22 protein-coding genes and 2 pseudogenes are annotated in these 21455 nt (G+C 68.4%); 10 read left to right on the top strand and 14 right to left on the bottom strand.

The annotated features are described in order from the left end of the window. Positions 1-171: 171 nt before the first annotated feature. Positions 172-1263, bottom strand: a complete 1092-nt coding sequence (locus ACIBEI_RS44270; RefSeq protein ID WP_398896698.1) for an NlpC/P60 family protein — start codon at positions 1261-1263, stop codon at positions 172-174. A 235-nt stretch (positions 1264-1498) separates the two neighbouring features. Then, positions 1499-2308 carry a class I SAM-dependent methyltransferase gene (locus tag ACIBEI_RS44265; RefSeq protein WP_398896697.1) on the bottom strand — a complete coding sequence of 270 codons (810 nt, stop codon included), beginning with the start codon at positions 2306-2308 and terminating at the stop codon, positions 1499-1501. Positions 2309-2868: 560 nt separating this feature from the next. Between ACIBEI_RS44265 and mshA the strand changes: the two genes are divergently transcribed. The 3 genes from mshA to ACIBEI_RS44250 all read left to right on the top strand — a co-directional run bounded on the left by mshA (position 2869) and on the right by ACIBEI_RS44250 (position 6615). Continuing rightward, positions 2869-4206, top strand: coding sequence for a D-inositol-3-phosphate glycosyltransferase (gene mshA, locus ACIBEI_RS44260; protein WP_398896696.1), 1338 nt, complete (start codon positions 2869-2871; stop codon positions 4204-4206). Then, positions 4199-4699 carry a YbjN domain-containing protein gene (locus ACIBEI_RS44255; RefSeq protein ID WP_189836774.1) on the top strand — a complete coding sequence of 167 codons (501 nt, stop codon included), beginning with the start codon at positions 4199-4201 and terminating at the stop codon, positions 4697-4699. The genes mshA and ACIBEI_RS44255 overlap by 8 nt, the downstream gene beginning before the upstream one ends. Positions 4700-4857: 158 nt before the next feature. Further along, a complete protein-coding gene (locus ACIBEI_RS44250; RefSeq protein WP_398896695.1) occupies positions 4858-6615 on the top strand; it encodes a glycosyl hydrolase family 28-related protein in 1758 nt (585 codons plus the stop codon). On the opposite strand, the gene ACIBEI_RS44245 is transcribed toward ACIBEI_RS44250, so the two are convergent. Continuing rightward, entirely contained in the window at positions 6602-7402 is an 801-nt protein-coding gene (locus tag ACIBEI_RS44245) for an AraC family transcriptional regulator (protein WP_398896693.1), read from the bottom strand. The two genes, ACIBEI_RS44250 and ACIBEI_RS44245, sit on opposite strands and share 14 nt — an antisense overlap. 49 nt (positions 7403-7451) lie before the next feature. On the opposite strand from ACIBEI_RS44245, the gene ACIBEI_RS44240 reads away from it, so the two are divergent. Then, complete coding sequence (locus tag ACIBEI_RS44240) at positions 7452-7952, top strand: DUF2000 family protein (protein ID WP_398896691.1); 501 nt, start codon at positions 7452-7454, stop codon at positions 7950-7952. Positions 7953-7984: 32 nt separating this feature from the next. Here ACIBEI_RS44240 and ACIBEI_RS44235 read toward each other — a convergent pair whose 3' ends face one another. After that, entirely contained in the window at positions 7985-9244 is a 1260-nt protein-coding gene (locus ACIBEI_RS44235; RefSeq protein WP_398896690.1) for an MDR family MFS transporter, read from the bottom strand. 174 nt (positions 9245-9418) lie between these two features. On the opposite strand from ACIBEI_RS44235, the gene ACIBEI_RS44230 reads away from it, so the two are divergent. Then, the gene (locus ACIBEI_RS44230) at positions 9419-10180 is read left to right on the top strand and encodes a phosphoglyceromutase (protein ID WP_398896688.1); all 762 of its coding nucleotides are present in this window, start codon (positions 9419-9421) and stop codon (positions 10178-10180) included. A gap of 52 nt (positions 10181-10232) precedes the next feature. Here ACIBEI_RS44230 and ACIBEI_RS44225 read toward each other — a convergent pair. Both ACIBEI_RS44225 and ACIBEI_RS44220 read right to left on the bottom strand, forming a co-directional pair. Then, positions 10233-10992 (bottom strand): annotated as a pseudogene (locus ACIBEI_RS44225) (tyrosine-type recombinase/integrase); the annotation flags it as partial. Positions 10993-11168: 176 nt separating this feature from the next. Then, a pseudogene (locus tag ACIBEI_RS44220) lies at positions 11169-11705 on the bottom strand (hypothetical protein); the annotation flags it as partial. A gap of 196 nt (positions 11706-11901) precedes the next feature. Here ACIBEI_RS44220 and ACIBEI_RS44215 point away from each other — a divergent pair. From ACIBEI_RS44215 to ACIBEI_RS44205, 3 genes are all read left to right on the top strand, one after another. Next, entirely contained in the window at positions 11902-12702 is an 801-nt protein-coding gene (locus ACIBEI_RS44215) for a TIGR04255 family protein (RefSeq protein WP_398896687.1), read from the top strand. Between the two features lie 179 nt (positions 12703-12881). Beyond that, the gene (locus tag ACIBEI_RS44210) at positions 12882-13250 is read left to right on the top strand and encodes a hypothetical protein (protein ID WP_398896685.1); all 369 of its coding nucleotides are present in this window, start codon (positions 12882-12884) and stop codon (positions 13248-13250) included. Next, entirely contained in the window at positions 13247-13708 is a 462-nt protein-coding gene (locus ACIBEI_RS44205; protein ID WP_398896683.1) for a hypothetical protein, read from the top strand. Before ACIBEI_RS44210 ends, ACIBEI_RS44205 begins: the two co-directional genes overlap by 4 nt. Before the next feature lie 656 nt (positions 13709-14364). Here ACIBEI_RS44205 and ACIBEI_RS44200 read toward each other — a convergent pair. From ACIBEI_RS44200 to phoU, 8 genes are all read right to left on the bottom strand, one after another. Then, positions 14365-14814: a hypothetical protein gene (locus ACIBEI_RS44200; protein WP_398896681.1), complete on the bottom strand. Its 450-nt coding sequence runs from the start codon at positions 14812-14814 to the stop codon at positions 14365-14367. Positions 14815-15108: 294 nt separating this feature from the next. Continuing rightward, complete coding sequence (locus ACIBEI_RS44195; protein WP_398896680.1) at positions 15109-15576, bottom strand: hypothetical protein; 468 nt, start codon at positions 15574-15576, stop codon at positions 15109-15111. A 92-nt stretch (positions 15577-15668) separates the two neighbouring features. Then, the gene (locus tag ACIBEI_RS44190; RefSeq protein ID WP_398896678.1) at positions 15669-16151 is read right to left on the bottom strand and encodes an SLATT domain-containing protein; all 483 of its coding nucleotides are present in this window, start codon (positions 16149-16151) and stop codon (positions 15669-15671) included. A gap of 170 nt (positions 16152-16321) precedes the next feature. Beyond that, positions 16322-16558: a hypothetical protein gene (locus tag ACIBEI_RS44185; RefSeq protein ID WP_398896760.1), complete on the bottom strand. Its 237-nt coding sequence runs from the start codon at positions 16556-16558 to the stop codon at positions 16322-16324. A gap of 163 nt (positions 16559-16721) precedes the next feature. After that, positions 16722-17276 (bottom strand): DUF6082 family protein, encoded by a 555-nt coding sequence (locus ACIBEI_RS44180; protein WP_398896676.1) that lies wholly within the window; start codon positions 17274-17276, stop codon positions 16722-16724. Between the two features lie 247 nt (positions 17277-17523). Then, positions 17524-17709, bottom strand: coding sequence for a hypothetical protein (locus ACIBEI_RS44175; protein ID WP_398896674.1), 186 nt, complete (start codon positions 17707-17709; stop codon positions 17524-17526). A gap of 148 nt (positions 17710-17857) precedes the next feature. Further along, positions 17858-18010 carry a hypothetical protein gene (locus ACIBEI_RS44170; protein WP_165450230.1) on the bottom strand — a complete coding sequence of 51 codons (153 nt, stop codon included), beginning with the start codon at positions 18008-18010 and terminating at the stop codon, positions 17858-17860. Positions 18011-18230: 220 nt separating this feature from the next. Continuing rightward, positions 18231-18908, bottom strand: coding sequence for a phosphate signaling complex protein PhoU (gene phoU, locus ACIBEI_RS44165; RefSeq protein WP_361058373.1), 678 nt, complete (start codon positions 18906-18908; stop codon positions 18231-18233). A gap of 366 nt (positions 18909-19274) precedes the next feature. Between phoU and ACIBEI_RS44160 the strand changes: the two genes are divergently transcribed. Next, positions 19275-20552: a sensor histidine kinase gene (locus tag ACIBEI_RS44160; RefSeq protein WP_398896672.1), complete on the top strand. Its 1278-nt coding sequence runs from the start codon at positions 19275-19277 to the stop codon at positions 20550-20552. After that, entirely contained in the window at positions 20549-21229 is a 681-nt protein-coding gene (locus tag ACIBEI_RS44155) for a response regulator transcription factor (RefSeq protein WP_033322296.1), read from the top strand. Before ACIBEI_RS44160 ends, ACIBEI_RS44155 begins: the two co-directional genes overlap by 4 nt. Positions 21230-21455: the final 226 nt, after the last annotated feature.

The following is a 21455-nucleotide window of genomic DNA, read 5'->3' as shown; positions in this document are numbered from 1 at the left end:
TGCGGTGTCACCGCTGGACCGGTGATGTCACTGGTGGACCGATGGCATCACCGCTGGACCGGCGGCATCACTGGCGGACCGGCGGCGCCTCTGGCGGACCGGCCGTGTCGCCGCCGGACCGATGGCATCGCGCCCGCGGACCGGTGGCATCGCGCCCGCGGACCGGTGACGTCACTCTTCGGGGCGTACGACCCCGAGTATCGGCATCGATCCCGCTCCCGCGATCGTCACCGTACGTCCCGGGCGGGGGGCGTGGATGATCGCGCCGTCGCCTATGTAGAGGGCGACATGGCTGGCGTCCGAGTTGTAGATGATGAGGTCGCCGGGGCGCATGGCCTCGACGGCGACGCGGTCGAGCTGCTTCCACTGCTCCTGGGACGTGCGCGGGATGCCCTGCCCGGCGGCCGCCCACGCCTGTGAGGTCAGCCCCGAGCAGTCGAAGGTGTTGGGCCCCTCGGCGCCCCATTCGTACGCCTTGCCGATCTGCTTCGTCGCGTACTCCACGGCCTTCTTGCCCTGGGCCGATGCCTCGCCGCTGATCTCGTCGAGGACTCCGGAGCCCAGCCAGGCCGACTGCGCCTTGTACGCGGCCTGCTGCTCCAGCTTCGCCAGGCGCTTCTTCTCTTCCTTCTCCAGCTGCGACTCGAGCTTCTCGGCGGCGGCGATCTGCTTCTTGACCTTCTTCTTGGCCTTCTCCTTCGCCTCGCGGTTGGACTCCAGCTTCTTCCACTGGGCCGCCGCGTCGCGCGCGTACTGCTCCAAGTCCTCCTGGGTGCGCTTCATTTCGGCGAGCAGGCCCTTGGTCGCCTGGGCGCCCTCGCGGATCCGGCCCGCGCCGTCCAGGAACTGCGCCGGGTCGTCGCTGAGCATCAGCTTGGCCTCGTCCGGCAGTCCGCCGCTGCGGTACTGGGCGCGGGCCGCGGCGCCCGCGCGGTCCTTCAGGTGGTCCAGCCGCGCCTGCCCCTCGACGATCGAGCGGGCCAGCCCGACGATCTGCGTCGACTGCTCCTCGGCCCGCTCCTCCGCGAGGTTGTACGCGTCCGTGGCGACCGCCGCGTCGTGGTAGAGCGTGTCCAGCTTCTTGCGGACCGCTTCAAGGTCCTTGGTGCTCGCAGGCGTTGAACTCTGAGTCGGAGTCGGAGTCGGAGTCGGCGTGGGGGTCGGAGTCGGGGCCGCGAAGGCCACTCCCGGCGCGGACAGGATGGTTGCCGCGCAGGCCAGGGCCATGGCCGTAGTGGTCAGGCTCCGCTTGCCGGTTCCCATGGACCAACCCCCAAGTTGATTTACCGTCAGTAACTTACGAAGGCCTCGGGGATCGTGCCATGTCGGCGCGCAATGTGACAGAGGCGGGCAGGAACTCCCTGCCGCACACCGCCCGTTCCCCACCCCTCACTGCCCACTCGGCGATGATCTCCCGCGCGTTCCCCGCCAATGTGACGAACGACTCACCGAGATCGTTCCCGCCGCGCCGCCCCACGGCTCCGTCGGCTCGGCCGGTCTACGCGCGAGGCGCCAACGCCTCCCAGCGCACGGTCACTTCGCCCTGCCGCCAGCGCGCCGCCCCGTCCGTGACCGGCCAGTCCGCCGTCAGATCGCGTACGGCCCGGATCCAGCGCTGTCGGGCGCCGTACGAGGCGTACGGCGCCGCGGCCGCCCAGGCCCGGTCGAAATCGCGGAGGAAGGCGTGCACCGGTTCGCCCGGGACGTTGCGGTGGATGAGGGCCTTGGGGAGGCGTTCGGCCAGGTCGGACGGGCGGTCCAGGGAGCCGAGGCGGGTGGCGAACGTGACGGTCCGCGGGCCCTCGGGGCCGAGCGCGACCCACACGTGCCGGCGGCCGATCTCGTCGCACGTGCCCTCGACGAGGAGCCCGCCCCGTGAGTCGGTGCCCACCGGAGCGAGGCGGGCGCACAGCCGCGCCCAGACCTCGGCGACCTCCGCCTCCTCGTACTGCCGCAGCACGTTCGCCGCGCGGATCAGCGACGGCCGACCTGGCAGGGGGACCTCGAAGCCGCCGTGCCGGAACTCCAGCCCCTCGCGTTCGTACGGCTTCGCGGCCGCGACCCGGGCCGGATCGATCTCCACGCCGACCACGCGGGTGCGGGGGGCGGCGGTGCGGAGGCGTTGGAGGAGTTCCACCGCCGTCCAGGGGGCCGCGCCGTATCCGAGATCCACGGCCACGGGGGCGTCCGACCTGCGCAGTTCGGCCCCGTGGGTCGTCGCGATCCAGCGGTCCATGCGGCGGAGGCGGTTGGGGTTGGTGGTACCGCGCGTCACCGTCCCGACGGGGGTCGCTGCGCGGGCTGCCATGGGGGCAAGGGTATGCGGGGGAGGCGTGGGGTGTTGTCGGGTGCGGGTTCGGTGAGGGCTGGTCGCGCAGTTCCCCGCGCCCCTGAAGACGGCGGTGGCGCGGGCTGAGACGTACGTGCGGGTTCGTCGTGGCTGGTCGCGCAGTTCCCCGCGCCCCTGAAGACGGCGGTGGCGTGGGCTGAGACGTACGTGCGGGTTCGTCGTGGCTGGTCGCGGGGGTGCCCCCCCCCCCGACGGGGGGGGGGGGGGGGCGCCCCCGGGGGGGGGGGGGGGGGCCCCCGCGCGGGGGCGGGGGGAACTGCGCACGGGGGTTCGGGGGCGGAGCCCCTGAGTAAGGGACGGGAATGGGTAGGGGCGGCGGGGGCGAGGAAAAGCAGCGCCCGCCCGCATACCCCACGCAACACACCATCGAACGGTTGAGCGACCCCCAGTAATGATTAGGCAAAGAGGAAATGGAGCAGAGTGCTCCGGCGTTCAAGGAGCTGGAGGGCGCTTCACGTCCTCCGTCAGGCATGCCCGCACCACGGCCAGAGCAAGTCCGCAGCAAGGAGGAACGCCACGTGAGCCAGTACGTGAGCAGGCTCGGGCGCCGCTCCCCGGCGGCCCCTTCGAGGCTGAGGCTGCACCGCCGGCCCCGCCGCGTCGCGATGCTCTCCGTGCACACCTCACCACTGCACCAGCCGGGCACCGGCGACGCGGGCGGCATGAACGTCTACATCGTGGAGCTGGCCCAGCGCCTCGCCGCGATCAACATCGAGGTCGAGATCTTCACGCGCGCGACGACCGGGGCCCTGCCGCCCAAGGTGGAACTCGCGCCCGGAGTCCTCGTACGGCATGTGGACGCGGGCCCGTACGAGGGGCTCGCCAAGGAGGATCTGCCCTCCCAGCTCTGTGCCTTCACGCACGGGGTGATGCAGGCCTGGGCCGGTCACCGGCCCGGGTACTACGACCTGGTGCACTCGCACTACTGGCTCTCCGGCCACGTCGGCTGGCTGGCCGCCGAACGCTGGGGCGCCCCCCTGGTGCACGCGATGCACACCATGGCGAAGGTCAAGAACGCCGCCCTGGCCGACGGCGACACCCCCGAGCCGGCCGCCCGGGTCATCGGCGAGACGCAGATCGTGCGCGCCGCCGACCGTCTCATCGCCAACACCGCAGAAGAGGCCGACGAGCTGGTACGGCACTACGAGGCCGAGCCCGGCAAGGTCGCGGTCGTCCACCCCGGCGTGAACCTCGACCGGTTCCGCCCGGCCGACGGGCGCGCCGCCGCGCGCGACCGGCTCGGCCTGCCGCAGGACGCCCTGATACCGCTCTTCGCCGGCCGCATCCAGCCCCTGAAGGCGCCCGACGTGCTGTTGCGCGCGGTCGCCGTCCTCCTGGAGGAGCGGCCCGAGCTGCGCTCGAACATCGTGGTGCCCATCGTGGGCGGCCCGAGCGGCAGCGGCCTCGCCAAGCCCGAGGGCCTGCAGAAACTCGCCGCCCGGCTCGGCATCGCCGACGTCGTACGGTTCCGGCCGCCGGTCGGACAGGAGCAGCTCGCCGACTGGTTCCGGGCCGCGTCCGTCCTCGTGATGCCCTCCTACAGTGAGTCGTTCGGGCTCGTCGCCATAGAGGCGCAGGCGGCGGGGACACCGGTGCTCGCGGCCGCGGTGGGGGGCCTGCCCGTCGCGGTGCGCCACAAGGAGACGGGCTTTCTGGTCCCGGGCCACAATCCCGTCGACTACGCGCGCGTGCTGCGCGATTTCGCCGACAACCGGGCACTCCCGGACCGGATGGGCGCGGCCGCCGCCTGGCACGCCAAGTCCTTCGGCTGGGACACCTCCGCCGCCGCCACGGCGGACGTCTACACGGCGGCGATGCACGAGCACAGGCGTCACGTACGCTCCCACCATGGCTGATGTGGAGAGCGCGGCGGGGACCATCGAGGAGGTCCTGAAGGACGCCGAGATCGAGTGGGAGAGCCCGGAGCCCGGCCACTTCGTGGTGAAGCTGCCCGGCACCCGCAAGCTGTCGACGACCGTCTCGCTGATCGTCGGCAGGCACTCCCTGTCGCTCAACGCCTTCGTCATCCGGCACCCGGACGAGAACGAGCCAGGCGTGCACCGCTGGCTCCTGGAGCGCAACCTCAAGCTCTACGGCGTGAGTTACGCGGTCGACCCCCTCGGCGACATCTATGTGGCGGGCAAGCTCCCGCTCGCCGCGGTCACCGCCGACGAGATCGACCGGCTGCTCGGCTCCGTCCTGGAGGCCGCCGACGGCAGCTTCAACACCCTCCTGGAGCTCGGTTTCGCCTCCGCGATCCGCAAGGAGTACGCCTGGCGGGTGTCGCGCGGCGAGTCCACGCGCAACCTCGATGCGTTCAGTCATCTGACTCGACGTTCGACTGACTGACCAACTGGTCCGTACTAACCCTCCATCAGCGCGTCCGTCAATCAACCGTTGCACGACCCTTTTCCCGTGCAGGGGTTGCGTGTCATGCTCGCCGCCAACGCACATCTGAACGTCGTTCACATCCATGGAAATCCCCATCCCTGGAAGGCGGTTCGGGCATGAGTGACCGTTGGGAAGGCCCCACCAGACGGGCCCTGCTCGGCAGCGCGACAGCGGTGGCGGCCGGCGCTGTGACCAGCACCGTCATCGGCGGCCGGGCGGCAGCCGTCACACGGGGCGCCACCGGGGGCGCCACCGAGGGCCTCGCCGAGGGCCTCACCGGGCAAGTGCCCGCCCTCTGGCGCGAGTTCACCCGCACCCCCTTCACGCACCCGCAGATCCCGTACATCGGCAGGGCCGGACAGCGCGCCGGTGCGGCGCACTTCCCCCGCCGCCCCGTCGTCGCCGATGTCCGCGAGTACGGCGCCACGGCGGACGGCTCGGCCGACTCCGCGCCCGCGATCAACCGTGCCGTCGCCGCCGCCGGAAGGGCCGGCGGCGGCACGGTCCTCATTCCGCCCGGCACCTACCGTCTCGACGGCCTGATCCACGTCGGACACTCGAACGTCGTCCTGCGCGGCGCCGGCAGCGCCCGTACGAAGCTGTACGCGACCCAAAGTCTCACCGAGCTGATCGGCGCCTACGGTTCGCGCTACGGCGGTGACAAGTCGTCCTGGTCATGGGCGGGTGGCCTCATTTGGTTCTGTCCGGCGAACCGTTTCGCCACCCTGACGAGCGCCATCCGGGCGAAGGCCTGGCCCTTCGAGGGCTGGACCGGCAACAAGCGGGACGAGTGGGAGACCCTGACGCAGGTCGAGCCCGCCCGCCGGGGCTCCTGGACGGTGACGGTCGCGGACCCGCGACGACTCAGGCCCGGCCGGCTCGTCCTCCTCCGCCTCGCCGACGACGCGGGGCACACCCTCCTGGAACACATGGCGGGCGACGGCCCCGGCCCGGAGGCGTACCTCTGGGACGACAAGACAAAATTGACCAGCTACGTTCCGTACGAGTGGCCCGTGCGCATCGCGCGCGTGCGGGGCAGAAAAGTCACCCTGGAACGACCGCTCCCGCTCGACACCCGCCCCGAATGGGACCCGCGTCTCACCACCCACGTGGAGGCGCTCACCGGCTCGGGCGTCGAGGGCCTCACCCTCGAAGCCGTCGAGACCCCGCAGGCCCCGCACCTCCTCGACCGGGGCCACAACGGCGTCACCTTCCAGTGCGCGTACGACTGCTGGGCCGACGACATCGTCGTACGCCACATGGACAACGGCTTCGGCCTGGTGTCCGCCTCCGCCTGCACCCTGCGCGACACCCGGGTCGCGGGCCGGGGTACGCACCACCCGTACTTCTGCCGCGAGGGCTCGCACGACAACCTGGTCGAGGACTTCGTCATCGAGGAGCGCACCACACCGGCCCCCGCGGGCACCCAGCTCCACGGCATCAACGTGGAGGGGCTGTCCTCGTACAACGTCTGGTCGCGCGGTGACATGCGCATGGGCACGTTCGACTCCCATCGGGGCATGCCCTTCGCGAACGTCCGTACCGACATCACGGTCACCAACAACGGCCGCCACGGCGGCGATGCCGTCGCAGGACCGCTCTTCGGCGCCCGGTTCGCTCACTGGAACATCCGCGTCACCAACGCCCGCGCCGGCCTGATGAGGATCGACGGCCTCGCCCCCTACAGCGCCACCGTCGGCATCAACGAGGTGACGGAGTTCGACCAGATCGACGTACCCGACTTCTCCGGAGACCTGCACTCCCGCCTGGAGCTCTACGGGACCTCGGGGACGGTACGACCGCGGAACCTGTACGAGGCTCAGCGCGAGCTGGGCCTCGGCGATCGCCTCGGCTACCGCCTCAGCGCGCGCTGAGGCGGTAGCGACCCGGAGCCACCCCGACCAGCCGCTTGAAGTGCCGGGTCAGGTGCGACTGGTCGTAGAAGCCGGTCTCCGCCGCCACCTCGCCCGGCGTACGGCCATCGAGCAGGAGACGGCGGGCACGGTCGACGCGGCGGGACATCAGGTACTGGTGCGGGGCGATCCCGAAGGCACCGCTGAACGCCCGCACCAGGTGGGCGGGGTGGGCGTGCACCAGGCTCGCGGCCTCCTCCAGGTTCACCCCCTGGACGAGCCGCTCGTCGAGGAGTTCGCGCAGGTCGTGGGCGAGGGGGTGGTCGGGCCGAGGTGGCAGGTCCTCCCCTGCCCGCGGGCGCAGATGGCCGCGCAGCCGCTCGCCGATCAGGGTCAGCCTGCTCTCCGCCTCCAGCTCGTCGCCGGGGTGGGCGAGGGCCGTGTGCAACTGACCGACACGCCGGCGCAGTACGGGATCGACGAGGTCCGGGGTGTCCACCGCCGGGCCGATGTAGGTCTCGTCGAGCCGGCTGAGGTCCAGATACAGCACCCGCTTGCGGAACCCGGACGGCGTGACCGGCGAGCCGTTGTGCGGGACGTGCGGCGGGAGCAGCGAGACCGTGTCGTGCGGGGTGCCGTGCTCGTGCCGGTCGAGGTCGTACCGCACGGCCCCCGCGTCGACGATCAGCAGCGTCCAGGCCTCATGGACGTGCATCGGATACGCGTACTCCGTGAAATGGGCGTGGAACACCTCCACGACACCCGGTACGCGCGGGCGCCACGCGGAGACCTCACGCTGGGCGACCATGCAAAGAACGTACAAGACGGGGACGTACGCGGCTCGGCAGTCTCATTGCATGAACGCTGAACCCCTTCCCACGGAATCCTTTCCCGCGGAACCCGCCCGCGCCGAACCCGTCCACGCCGAACCCGCCCGCGCCGAACCCGTCCGCTTCGACACCAAGATCGCCGTCCTGCTGCGGGAGGACCTGGAGCCGTGGCAGCGGCTGAACGTGACCGCGTTCCTTGTGAGCGGGATCGGGGCGTCCGTGCCCGAGGTGATCGGCGAGCCGTACGAGGACGCCGACGGGACCGGCTATCTGCCGATGTTCCGCCAGCCGGTCCTGGTGTTCCAGGGCACGAAGGAGACGCTGACGGCGGCCCACGCGCGCGTGCTGTCCAGGGCCCTGCCCCGCGCGCTCTTCACCTCCGACCTGTTCACCACGGGCAACGACCGCGACAACCGGGCGGCGGTGCGGGCCGTGCCGACGGCGGAGCTGGATCTGGTGGGGCTGGCGGTGTACGGGCCGCGCAACGCGGTGGACAAGGTGCTCAAGGGGGCGCGGATGCATCCGTGAGGCGTACGGGGGATCCGTGGGCCGGGGCCGGCTCACGCCGCGCTGACCTCGGGCTTGGAGGCGGGAAGAGGGGGCCCGGCCGCCTCCGGGTCGTGCGTCGGCAGGTGGCGCATCAGGGCCCAGTACCCGCCCCCGGCCACCGTGCCGATGACCGCGCACGCGCCCCACAGCCACTCCGCCCCGTACCGGTCGATGACGAAACCGGACATCAGGGGGGCGACGAGGGCGGCGACGGACCAGGACATGGTGTACATGCCCTGGTAGCGGCCGCGGCCGTGGGCGGGGGAGAGGCGGACGACGAGGCTGGTCTGGGTGGGCGCGTTGACGATCTCGGCGAGGGTCCAGACGCAGACCGTCAGCGCGAAGACGCCGACCGAGCCGGCGAAGGCGGTGAGCCCGAACCCGTACCCGGCGAGGAGGGACGAGAGGACGAGGAGCCGCCTCGGGTCCCGGTGCTGGATGAAGCGGGTGACGGGGATCTGGAGGACGACGATGAGGACGCCGTTGACCGCGATCGCCATGCCGTAGTCGGCGGGCGTGAACCCGGCCTCGCCCATCGCGACGGGCAGACCCAGATACCCCTGCTGGAAGACGAGCGCGACGAGGAAGGACAGCCCGACGACGCTCATGAAGCGCCCGTCGCGCAGCACGGTCCCGAGCCCGACCTCGGGTTCGTCGACCCCCTTGGATACCCGCTCGGGCCGGGACTCGGGCAGCTTCGCGAAGACGAGGATCGCGCAGACCAGTGTCATCCCGGCCTCGATGAGGAAGCCGGCGAGGTAGCTGTACTCGGCGATGAACCCGGCGGCCATGGCGGAGACGGCGAACCCCAGGTTGATCGCCCAGTAGTTGAGGGAGAAGGCCCGGACGCGGTCCTCGGGCCGGACGATGTCGGCCATCATCGCCTGCACGGCGGGCCGGGAGGCGTTGCTGGCCATGCCCACCAGGAAGGCGACGGCGGCGATCGCGATCGGGTGGTGCACGAAGCCGAGCAGTGCGACGGAGACGGCGGTCGACGACTGGGCGACGAGGAGGGTGGGCCGCCGTCCGAGCCGGTCCGTCATGACACCCGCGCCGAGGGAGGAGATGACCCCGCCGAGCCCGTGGAGCGCGGCGACCAGTCCGGCGTACGAGGCGGAGTAGCCGCGGTCGAGGGTGAGATAGAGCGCCATGAAGGTGGCGACGAACGCGCCGAGCCGGTTCACGAGTGTGCTGGTCCAGAGCCACCAGAACTCGCGGGGGAGCCCCGAGACGGTCTCACGGGCGGCACGTCTCAGGGCGGCGGCGGTCATGCGGATCCCCCACGGATGTAAGCGGCTGGAGCGGTGGGCACACATTACGAATCCATCGCGGGGGAGGGCCAGTCATTTAACAGATCCCGTCAACTGTCCGGGTACCGAGCGGATGCGTGTCCGGCTGCCGGGCGGGCGCGCAACGGATCAAAGCCTTGGATTACGCTCGTGCGCATGGCCGACGCACCGTACAAGCTGATCCTCCTCCGCCACGGCGAGAGCGAATGGAACGCGAAGAACCTGTTCACCGGCTGGGTGGACGTCAACCTGAACGAGAAGGGCGAGAAGGAGGCGGTCCGCGGTGGCGAACTCCTGAAGGACGCCGACCTCCTCCCCGACGTGGTCCACACGTCCCTCCAGAAGCGCGCGATCCGCACCGCCCAGCTGTCGCTGGAGTCGGCGGACCGCCACTGGATCCCGGTCCACCGTTCCTGGCGCCTGAACGAGCGCCACTACGGTGCGCTGCAGGGCAAGGACAAGGCGCAGACCCTCGCGGAGTTCGGCGAGGAGCAGTTCATGCTGTGGCGCCGCTCCTACGACACCCCGCCCCCGCCCCTTGAGGACGGCACGGAGTTCTCCCAGTCGGACGACCCGCGCTACGCGACGATCCCGCCGGAGCTCCGCCCCCGCACGGAGTGCCTGAAGGACGTCGTCGTCCGCATGCTCCCGTACTGGTACGACGGCATCGTCCCCGACCTCCTGGCGGGCCGCACGGTCCTGGTGGCGGCCCACGGCAACAGCCTCCGCGCCCTGGTCAAGCACCTGGACGGCATCTCGGACGCGGACATCGCAGGCCTGAACATCCCCACGGGCATCCCCCTCGCGTACGAACTCGACGCCGACTTCAAGCCCGTGAACCCGGGCGGCACCTACCTGGACCCGGACGCGGCCGCGGCGGCGATCGAGGCTGTGAAAAACCAGGGAAAGAAGAAGTAGGTTTTGTGATCATGCCTCCCATCTGCGCTCATGGCGCGGACGGGAGGCATTTTCACGGCCTGGGACCACTCTGGGCCCTCAGCTCTCCGACCCGTGTGGGCGGAGAGCAGCCGAGAGCCTTGCGGGCCCGGTTCCGGCTGCTCGGCATGAGGTGCGCGTACACCTTCAAGGTCAGGCCCGGATTACGGAGTGTCCGAGGTACTCGGCAAGGGCCTTGATGCTCTCTCCGGCGTCCAGAAGCACGGACGCGTAGAAGTGCCGCAGGGCGTGCATGCCGTGCTCGCGAGCGGCGGCGTGCACGCGGCTTTTGGCCTTCGGAATGACGCAGGCCTTCGCCAGGGCGGGCTTCCAGTGGTCCTCATTCAGGAATGTGCGCCAGACATGCCCCCCCGTTGGGGGCCCGTGAAGATGAGCTGCTTGGTCACCGGCTGACCGTTGGCACGCATCCACGGGAGCGTGATCTCTACCGGTGGGAAGCGCTCCCATGCGTTCTTTGAGCGCGTCCGCCACGGGATCGGGCAGCGGCACATCACGGAGCTTGCCGCCCTTCGGGGGGTGCGAATACGGCTTTGCTCAAGCTGAGCTTGAGTTGCTGCACCACGTGCACAGTGCTGTTTCGAAGTCCACGTCATCAACGGACAGACCAAGGATTTCGCCTTGCCGCATACCGCATCCGGCGCCCACGTCGACCATGGGCCGGAAGCGTTCAACCATGGCGGCGCGCATCGCAAAACGCGTTCTGGTTCCCACGGAATGACACGGCGCGCGCCCATCGCGGGCAGTGTCACCGTGCGCGAGTGGCAGGGGTTCCGGCGACGCAGCCTTCCCCTACTTCGGAAAAAAAGAGGGGCTGACTGTGGTGGTGCGGTGCAGCTCAGAGAGTGAAGAAGGGGCCGCTTCGCGGCACGTCCTTGGGGCGCCGCACGCAGCGAACAGCAAGAGGAGCACACCGGGCGGGGTGCTCCTCTTGCTGTTCGCGGTGGCGCGGTCAGAACGCCCGTTCCTGCTCGTGCGAGGGCGGAGCGAGTGGAGTGATCTCGATGTAGCTGCCTTCTTTGGTGCGGCCGGAGTCGATGAGCACACCTCGACTGCGAGGGTGGGCTGACGACGCTCGAGACCGTCGGAGAGGACTTTGCCCGTGGTCGGCCACCCCTTGGGCCGCGCGCGCAGTTCGTCACCGGCGTAGAGGCGGCTGAGACAGTGCAGCAGCCACTGTGTGGACGTCATCCGCTCTTCCGTGCCCGCCTCCATGCCGGCCGCGTGCTCAATGACGGTCTGCGCCAACAGGTCGCCCTCGATCACTTCGTCGTTCAGATCGTCGAGACTGGCCCGGTAGGCGCTGAGCGCTCCCAGACCGGTGGCACCGTCGAGCTGCGCGCACAGGTGGGCGAAGTCCGCCGTCCGCAGATCCGCGGAACACGTCCTAGTCGGTGGCCAGGGCCCGCTTCTCGTCCTCGGCTCCGGTGACGATGCGGCCCACGGCGTCGGACAGGTCTGGCGTCATGTGGGACAGATTGGTCAAACTATGGCAACAGGTGCGCACCTGGGTGAACATGCGCAACAGCTTCACTACAAAGGGTGACTGAAGTCACACTTTCCCATCGACAGTGAGGCTCGATGCTCTTATGCTCGTTATCACGTAGGCAGGTGTCTACGCGGGGAGCGGGGAGCATGATCTACAGGACGTGTGTGAAGCCGGGCAGCGTACCTAGGAGGTTGTGGTGACGGGACTGCCAGACTTCGCTCGGCCGCCGGTGGTAGAAGTGGCCTGCGGCGTGAAATTTCGCAAGGTGCCGGAACTGCATGGACTCCGGATTGCTCCACTTTATGAGATGTGGAAATCTGAGCTACCCGTAATTGATGAGCAGCCAACGCTTCCATCTATCGAAGCTGGTCCTGCGGGTTCGAGCCCTAAGATTCTTGTGGACTTTCCTTCGCTGCGGCAAACTCGCTATTGGTTTCAAAGCGAGAGCGGTAGCGACTTGGTTCAACTGCAGCCGGATCGACTCATCGTTAACTGGCGCAGTTGCGGCAATGGTGAAGACTACCCGCGCTTTGAGTATGTCCTAAATAATCTGTCTCGACGTGTTGCTGACCTTTCAAGATTCATCGAAGAAAATTTCCGATCTAAGCTTGAGATCCTGCACGTTGAATTGAGTTATGTGAACTCTTTGCGTGCAAGGGGATCTGACAAGTGGGATCTAGGTGAGCTGTTTCATACGTGGCCTGACTTTGCCACCCACCACCTAGGTCGACCTGCGAACTCGCAGATGACTTTTGACTTTCCGATCGAGTCGGCTCGCACTGGCAGGGATTTCTTCCTGCGTGCGTCCATCGAGCCGGGTGAAGTGAACGATGAAACACCGGGGACCTTCCTCACTATGACTGCTCAAGGTAGGCCCTCAGGAATTTCCGCTGAGGCCGCTCTGGAATCGATCGATGAAGCTCACGATCATCTAGTGCGGAGCTTCGCCGAGATCACAACGGAAACGGCACATGAACGCTGGGGGAGACGCTCATGACTGCTATTGCGCTGGACACGATGAGTGATGTGGTCACGGGGCTTACCACCACGAGAAGGTCAGCGCCAAGTAGCTTGCCCGGCGACACCGCAACAAGCCGTCGCGGCAGGCCTCGGCGGGTGGCCCCATCGGTCACCATCGACGTCCAAGGAGTTGGCGCCGGGGTGCCAGACTTGGGCTTGGCCGTCGAGAAGATCAACAAATTGCTGGCCTTGCCTAAAGGATGGGACGGACACCGCGCAGAGCCAGTCACTATTGAGGCTGGCATTGCGATGCTGAGCGTTCTGTTCTCTGTAATGGAACGGCGCAGCCTGCAGCCTCAACTTTTCCCCCTTGCGAGTGGTGGAATTCAGGTTGAATGGCATGTAAGTGGCAGCTCCATCGAGATCGAGGTCGCTGCTGATGGTCACTCTGGATGTGCACTCGCGGACGGAGGGGAGGAGGCCGAAATGGAATTCGGCATCCCAATTCTGCGGGATGAGCTTGCCGAGTTCCGTAGAATCCTGATGCGCTTTTCCACGCAGGCGGGAAGATCTTCCGCGAGGTGATGCAGTTTGCAATATCGGGGGTGGGGATGAGTGGAGAGCAAGAGATTCTGGACGGGGATTTACTCTTGCGGAGGGTTAACGTAAAACAGCCCAACATGATGCGCCGCGACAGTGACACGGATGAGGAACTAGGTCCATCTAGTGCGGCATTCAAGCCCCATAAGGATGGCACCTCCGTTTATGTCCGTAGAATTCTTGATGAGCGTTGTGTTGAACCGGCCGGCGTCTCCGAGAATCCTCATGACTCCATCTGGGAGTTAGAAGCCAAGACCGTGCGCGATCAGGAGCTCGAAGTAGTGCCTGATCCGTGGCCGCCCGGTGTGCCAGATTCGGAACACGCGCGTCATGCGGCGCATGCGCTCATAGTGGGGTGGCAAGGGCTTTCGCAGAAGCAAGTCGGTAGGAAAGCAAGAGATCTGGCGCGACTAGCTTCGTGCGTTCATCATCCTGAGAAATGATCAACGTAGTTCAGTGTTCGATCGGAACTTCCGAGGCTTCGGCAGTTCCTCGCCGACAGGGTGCTTAGACCCCGCCGTTCGCCCTGGGTCCTGCGTCAGGGAGTCGTAGCACCGTCTAGGTGATGCACTCCGTTCCTGGCTCTGACATCAGTGCGTGACATCAACGATCGTGGACGTCGGGGCACAAGCGCACGATCTAGCTGGGCCGGTAAGTGGGTGGAATACCTGTATGCCCCTGGTCGGCGAGAACTGAGGTCTGGCTGCACCCGCCTACGGAACAGAAGGCTGCAGGTTCGAATCCTGCCGAGGGCAAACAGGCAAGGGATCCCGGAGAGATCCGATGCCACTCGCGTCTTCCAGCGGGCCGGGTGAGAGGCTGCTCCTCTTTGTGAATGAGGGTTCGGGGCGACAGCGCCGGGCCCTCTCTGGGCCCTCCGAGGACGACCCACGACGGCAGGCAACGACCACTAACGACCGCCTGACCGCAGGTCAGTTGGGACGTGCGCCGCGCTGATCAGGGGCGAATATCGGGCCCGCCAGACCCAGGGCAAGAAGAAGTAAGCACACAGCTGAAAGCCCCCGCCCCGCGATTTCCTCGCGGGGCGGGGGCTTTTGGCATGGGGAGGATCCCCGCCGGTCAGGCGCGTACGGCCGCGTCAGGTCCCCCGGCCGTCATCGGCCTCTCGGTGCATGCCCGTGCACAGCGCCCAGACGACGAAGATGTTGACGGCGACCAGGGCGAGGGCCCACAGGGGGTAGTACGGCACCCACAGGAAGTTGGCGAGTGCGCCCAGGCCGGCCACGAACACACCGAAGAAGCGTGCCCAGAGTGCTCCGGTGAGTACGGCGCAACCCGCGAAGACGATGACGATTCCCAGGATGAGGTGGACCCAGCCCCAGCCCGTCAGGCTGAACTCGAACACGTAGCTGCGTGTCGAGATGAACAGGTCGTCCTCGGCGAGGGCCGCGATTCCCTCGAAGATCGCCATCGCTCCACCGAACATCATCAGCACTGCCGCGAAGACGGTGGTACCGGATGTGGGCCCGTGCCAGGGGTGTGGGTCGGCCGCGCCGGCCGATGTGGGCTGGGTGGCATAACTGGCCATACCGGCCTCCTCGGGTCGCAGAGCCATCCGGTCCAGCTCCGAGCACCCGGACCGGCTCGATCCCCGATCTCAGCGTGGCACGGTGTCACTGGGTCGGCATTCCGAAGAGGGGGCGCGACTTCGTCGATCTCGAGCTACGGCTGCTCAGCAGTGGCCGACGACGATCGGCGACGACCCTTCGGACGCTCCGTCGGCGCCACGAAACGGCGCGGACGCTCCGTCGGCGCCGCGAAACAGCCACCGATGTGGTCTGAAACAGCCACCGATGTGGTCAGGACGGCCCCGCGCAAAGGCCTATCGCAGCGCGTCCAAATCCGCTCGCATCCTGTCCCTGAGTTTCTGGCGGGCGTCGTTGAAGGCGTGCAGGACGCGCTCGAATTCGGCGTCGCCGTCGGTCGCTCCTTCGACGACGGCGTCCCTGTAGTCGGTCAGGCGTTTGATGATCTGGTACGCCGACTCGTCCACGTCCGTGGGCGCCACGAGAGAGATGCGATGGCGGACGGGATAGACCTGGAAGTCGCGCAGGGCGTCTCTGGCCATGGCGATGCGTTCGTCCCGGGGCAGCTCGTGCCACCGGCTCGCGTGCCACATCTGCTCCCTCGCGGAGAGGACGGCCGCGAGGTAGTCGGCGTACAGAGTGGTGCGTCGGTCCCGCTCGTGCCGTCGTTCCTCGCGCTTCCACCGGCCTCGCTCCACCGTCCAGCCGGAGACAACGGCGATGCCGCCACCGATCAGCGCACTTACAGGGGCAGCCCAGTCCACCCGGCGACTCTACAAGTGGCATCTCCCCTTGGGGGAAAGGGAGTTGATGGTCGCGGCCTCCCGGAGCGAGAGGCCGGGGCCTGTGGTGGTGATCAGGTCAAGGGAGCGGGACTGCTCGATGGCTCGCTGCGGCCCACGGAAGTCTGGTGTCGTTGCTCGACCCACTGACGCAGCTCCTCGTCGCCGACCCGCTCGACCGCTGCGAGCAGCTCCTGCCGGGCCCTTTCGTCGCGGTCGGATTCAGGCAGCAACTGGTAGCGGTTGATGGCTCGCCGAAGGACCTCACGCGACTGTGCCGCCAGTACATAGCGGGGGCCGTGCGCGAACACCTGGCGAAAGCCGGTGAAGAACAGGGCCCCACCGGCGATGAGAGCCGTGAGCCATGCCGGGGCGCCGAGTCCCGCTGCCACCACGGTGGACGACGATGTGACGAGCGCGCCCAGCTCGCTCAGGCGATACCAGCGACGGGCCGAGTCCCGCGTCGTCTCGTAGAAGGTCAGATCACCCTGAGCCAGGGCGAGTACGGGGTCCGGAGAATCCAGCCAGGCGTTGGTGTCAGGTGTCCGTCGGCGCATGGCTCCATGGTGTCCTCACGAGGACCTGTAGGGAACACGTTGCCGGTCGAAGTGCCAGGGGCACACACCGTGCGAGGCGAGTCGTGGCCCGTCACCCGCCCGGACTGCGAAAGGCGGGTGACGCGGAGGGCTCGATCTCCGGAGGGCCCGGGACCCTCGGTGCGGGCGTTTCAGGCGTCGGGGATGTCCGCCTTGGCACGGAGCAACGTGTCGCGGGTGATCACCACGATCCTCTCGTGGCCGCCACGTGAGACATCGGCGGGGAGGCGGCTGTCGAGCAGGTCGGTCTTGTCGGTTCCGATGACGGCGAAGCTGCCGTCGGAGAGTTCGAAGATGTCGGGGCACGCCTGGCCTCCAACGCTTCCTCTCTCGACTGGGGATGCCCCGACGCGGCGAACGATCTTCAAAATGGTTCGGTCCTTGCCATGATCGAAGTGACGGTAGGCGCCCAAGTTACCTCTGTGGCAAGGCAGTTGTGACTCGGCGAAATCCGGCGCGCATATTTCACCCGAAAGATGCATATATGCATCCTCTATGGCGCAAGTTGTTCAACTCTGATGGCTCAGCTTGTCAATTCTCAGGTGGGTCTCCGACCACCCACCAGGCGTCCCCGTCCGCTTCCGCGTCCTCGATGGCCGCCACGAGAGCGTCGACCATTCTGCCGATCTCGGCTTCTTCCGAGTCCTCCACGAGGCTCGCTCTGTGGTGCCGGGTGACCCTCCAATAGCTGCGCATGGCCTGGCTCTGGAACATGTAGCGGAGGTGGCCACGCAGCTCGGCCCGGCTGAGTACGCCGAGCTGGTACCCCTGGTAGGCGTGCTGATAGAGGTCGTTCGCGAACAGATGCCGACGCTGGGTGTCCGGGTGCAGATCTCCTTCGTACGCGTCGAGCACCGGAAGGAGCGACGGATCCTCGGTGGCCCGCCTGATCAGCCGGTGGTGGTCTCGTCGGTACTCGGTCAGCGTTTCCCGTCGCTGCCTCTCCTGAGCGAGGGCTTCGAGCCGCCGCAGCGAGACGTGGACGCGGAACGCCATGACAAGCACGCCGGCGACGCGTGCGGCCGCCACGACGTGCTCCGTCGATGCGGCGCTTCGATTCCGCCCTCCAACCTTGCGTGTGACCATGTGTTTCCCCGCTCCGGTGCTGCCGAGCCGCGCAGGCCGTCCGATGGACACGGCGCCTACCGGCACACGTCCCAGGCTGCCTGCTCGACTCACCCGGCGGCAGTGCGGACAAGCGGCGCACGGAGGTAGTGCTCCGCCACAAGCCCCGCTTTCGTGCTTTCACTGTGCTCCCGAGCGCCGCCATGAAGCGCCGGTGGGCAGGCCCCAGCCCTTGACGGCGCTCGGTACGGCCGCATTCGGTCGGCCGTCAGCGCCGGGGGGAACCGTGACGGTGGAGCCACGGCCCATCCACCACGACGACCCTCGCGCCGAAACCGCGGAAGGAGCCGATGCCGCGGAAGGAGCCGAAGCCGCTGCTGACCGCGGAGTACGCGCACAGCAGGACGTACCCCCGCTCGTCGTCGGTGCGGGTACGTACGAAAGGGCCCCGCACCTGAAGTGGGGCCCGTTCGCAGTCACACGTCATACGTCGTCATACGTCATGCGTCGTACGCGGTCAGCGGTGCCGGTGTGTCGACCGGGTCGGCGCATCACCCGCGCGACAGTTCACCCGCTCCGGAGCATCGGGCGCCCCGGCGCGGTCAGCCGCACTGGCACGGATTGCCGGACTGGCACCCGCATCCGCAGCCCGAGCCGCAGCCGCAGGCGCCGAAGAGCGGCAGGCTCTTTATCTCGGCGGGCTGCTCGGTCTCGCGGTCCTGGGTCGGGTCGGGCGTGGTGGGGGATTCGGCCATGGGTCCCTCCTCGAAGGCTTGTGCCTACACCCATTGCATGCCCACCCGGTCGGGCGCATCAACGGCGCACAGAGGCTCGCGCGCCCCCGCACCGATTCGATGCGCCCAGCGCGCCCCCAGGGGCGCGGGGAACTGCGCGACAAGCCACGGTCAACCCGCACCCCCGCCCACGCACCTCATCCGCCCCGCCCCCATAGTTGCCCGCTCCACCGCCGGAGGCCTACGCCCCTTCCACCTGCGGCGTGCCCTGGATCTCGTCCACGTGCTCGCCCGTCACCAGGTACACCACCCGGTTGGCCACGGACACCGCGTGGTCGGCGAACCGCTCGTAGTAACGGCCGAGGAGCGTCACGTCCACGGCCGTCTCGATGCCGTGCTTCCACCGGTCGTCCAGCAGGTGCTGGAAGAGCGTGCGGTGGAGGAGGTCCATCGCGTCGTCGTCCTGCTCCAGCTGCAGCGCCAGGTCGACGTCCTTGGTGATGATGACCTCCGCGGCCTTCGCCATCAGGCGCTGCGCGAGCTGGCCCATCTCCAGGATCGTGGCGTGCAGATCGTGCGGGATCGCGCGCTCCGGGAAGCGCAGCCGCGCCAGCTTCGCCACATGCTGGGCGAGGTCGCCGGAGCGCTCCAGGTCGGCGGACATACGGAGCGAGGTGACGACGATCCGCAGGTCCGTGGCCACGGGCTGCTGCCGGGCCAGCAGGGCTATCGCCCGTGCCTCGAGGTCGTGCTGGAGATCGTCGACCTTCTGGTCGCCGGCGATCACGCTCTCCGCCAGCTTCAGGTCGGAGTCGAGGATCGCCGTCGTCGCGCGACCGATCGCCGAGCCGACGAGACGGGCCATCTCGACCAGGCCCTCGCCGATCGAGTCAAGTTCCTCGTGGTACGCGTCCCGCATCAGGATGTCCCTCTCTACGTCTGCATTCGGGGGTTCAGGGGGCTAGGACCTGTCGAAAGCGTCGTCTGCCGGCCGTCGCCCGACCCGCCCTTCGGGTGGACGCCGTCACTTTCGACACAGGCCCTCGAACCCCACGCTCCCACGGTCCGGCCTGAACGCGTCGGTTTCCGCCCCCTCAAATGAACCATCACTGGCCCCAAGGTGAACTCTGGGCGACACCGCCTCTTCTCCCTGGTGGAAGGCTCGCGCATCCCGCTCGTACGAAGTGAACCGGCATGGTCTCCAGAGTGAACTCTGGGCGACGAGTGTTCGAGTCGACCCTCGGACGGCTGTGACCCGGGCGTACAGCGTGCCTAACCTGGAGCCATGGACGTGAACGCGGCGGTCGCCGCAGCGGCAGCGATCGCCGGTGTACTCACCGGTGTCATCGCCATGCTGGCGTTCCGCTGGAGCGAGCGGGAACAGAAACGCCCCACCCGCACCTCCCTGCACACGGACCCGGTCCTTCCGCCGGGCGTGGACACGGTCCTGTCCGTGCTCCGCTCCTCCGCGGTCGTCCTCGACGAGGCCGACGCCGTGGTCAAGGCCAGCTCGGCGGCGTACGCCCTCGGTCTTGTCCGGGGCGGAAAACTGGCCGTCGAGCCGATGCTCCAGATGGCCCGGGACACCCGCAGGGACGGGGAGATACGGCAGGTCGAGCTGGACCTGCCCCGGCGCGGCACCGGCCGCGGCGAGGCACTCGCCGTGTCCGCCCGGGTGGCGCCGCTCGGCTCCCGGCTCGTACTGCTCCTCGTCGAGGACCTCACCGAGGCCCGCCGCATCGAGGCCGTACGACGCGACTTCGTCGCCAACGTCAGCCATGAGCTCAAGACCCCCGTCGGCGCGCTCTCGCTGCTCTCCGAGGCGGTCATGGGCGCCTCCGAAGAGCCGGAGGCGGTCGAACGCTTCGCCGGGCGGATGCAGATAGAGGCGACCCGCCTCACCAACCTCGTCCAGGAACTCATCGACCTCTCCCGGGTCCAGAACGACGACCCGCTGGAGGACGCCGAGCCCGTCCGCATCGACGAGCTGGTCGCCGAGGCGATCGACCGCTGCCGCCACCAGGCCGGCGCGAAGCAGATCACCATGGCCGCCGGCGGCACAGCCGACCTGAGGCTCTGGGGCAACCGGGGCCAGCTGGCCGCCGCCCTCGGCAACCTCGTCGAGAACGCCGTCAACTACTCGCCCGCCCGCACCCGGGTCGGCATAGCCGCGCGCAGGGTGACCGCGCCCGGCGGAGACCTCATCGAGATCGCCGTGACCGACCAGGGCATCGGCATCTCCGACAAGGACAAGGAGCGCATCTTCGAGCGCTTCTACCGCGTCGACCCGGCCCGCTCCCGCGCAACCGGCGGTACGGGGCTGGGGCTCGCGATCGTCAAGCACGTGGCGGCCTCGCACAGCGGGGAGGTCACGGTGTGGAGCTCCGAGGGTCAGGGCTCCACCTTCACCCTGAGGCTGCCGGAGGCGGGCGCGGCCCGCGACCGCGCGACCGACGACCAGACACCCGGACTCGACGAAGACGACGAGACCGGTCAGACCGACGGGACGACCACCGTCTCATCCCCGTACGAATCGTTTTCTGCCCCGGAGGTCCTTCCGTGACCCGAGTGCTCGTCGTCGAGGACGAGGAGTCCTTCAGCGACGCTCTGTCCTACATGCTCCGCAAGGAGGGCTTCGAGGTCGCCATCGCGACCACCGGGCCCGACGGACTCGACGAGTTCGAGCGCAACGGCGCCGACCTCGTCCTCCTCGACCTGATGCTGCCCGGACTGCCCGGCACCGAGGTGTGCCGCCAGCTGCGCAGCCGATCGAACGTCCCGGTGATCATGGTCACCGCCAAGGACAGCGAGATCGACAAGGTCGTGGGGCTCGAAATAGGAGCCGATGACTATGTCACCAAGCCCTTCTCGTCCCGCGAGCTGGTGGCCCGTATCCGGGCCGTCCTGCGCCGCCGCGGCGAGCCCGAGGAGGTCACCCCGGCGGCCCTGGAGGCCGGTCCGGTCCGTATGGACGTGGACCGCCACGTGGTCACCGTCTCCGGCTCCAAGGTCGACCTGCCTCTCAAGGAGTTCGACCTCCTGGAGATGCTGCTGCGCAACGCGGGCCGCGTACTGACCCGCATGCAGCTCATCGACCGCGTCTGGGGCGCCGACTACGTGGGCGACACCAAGACCCTCGACGTCCACGTCAAGCGCCTCCGCGCCAAGATCGAGCCGGACCCCGGTGCGCCTCGCTACCTGGTCACGGTCCGCGGCCTCGGGTACAAGTTCGAGCCGTAGAGAGCAGGCCCGGCGGTGGATCGTCGGGCGGAGCCCGGCGCAGCGCTCCGAAGCCCGCGCAGCGGTGCGAGGGGCGCGTCGGGGATGGTGCTCGAGCCGGACCCGGGTGCGCCGCGCTACCTGGTCACGGTCCGAGGGCTGGGCTACAAATTCGAGCCGTAAACCGCTCAGGAGAGGTCGGGAGACCGGCACCACGGAGAGTTCGAGTACGGCGAAAGGGCGGGCC

It is taken from the genome of Streptomyces sp. NPDC050988, assembly GCF_044456225.1.
Classification (GTDB): Bacteria; Actinomycetota; Actinomycetes; order Streptomycetales; family Streptomycetaceae; genus Streptomyces.
This window is presented reverse-complemented; position numbering and strand designations above follow the sequence as displayed.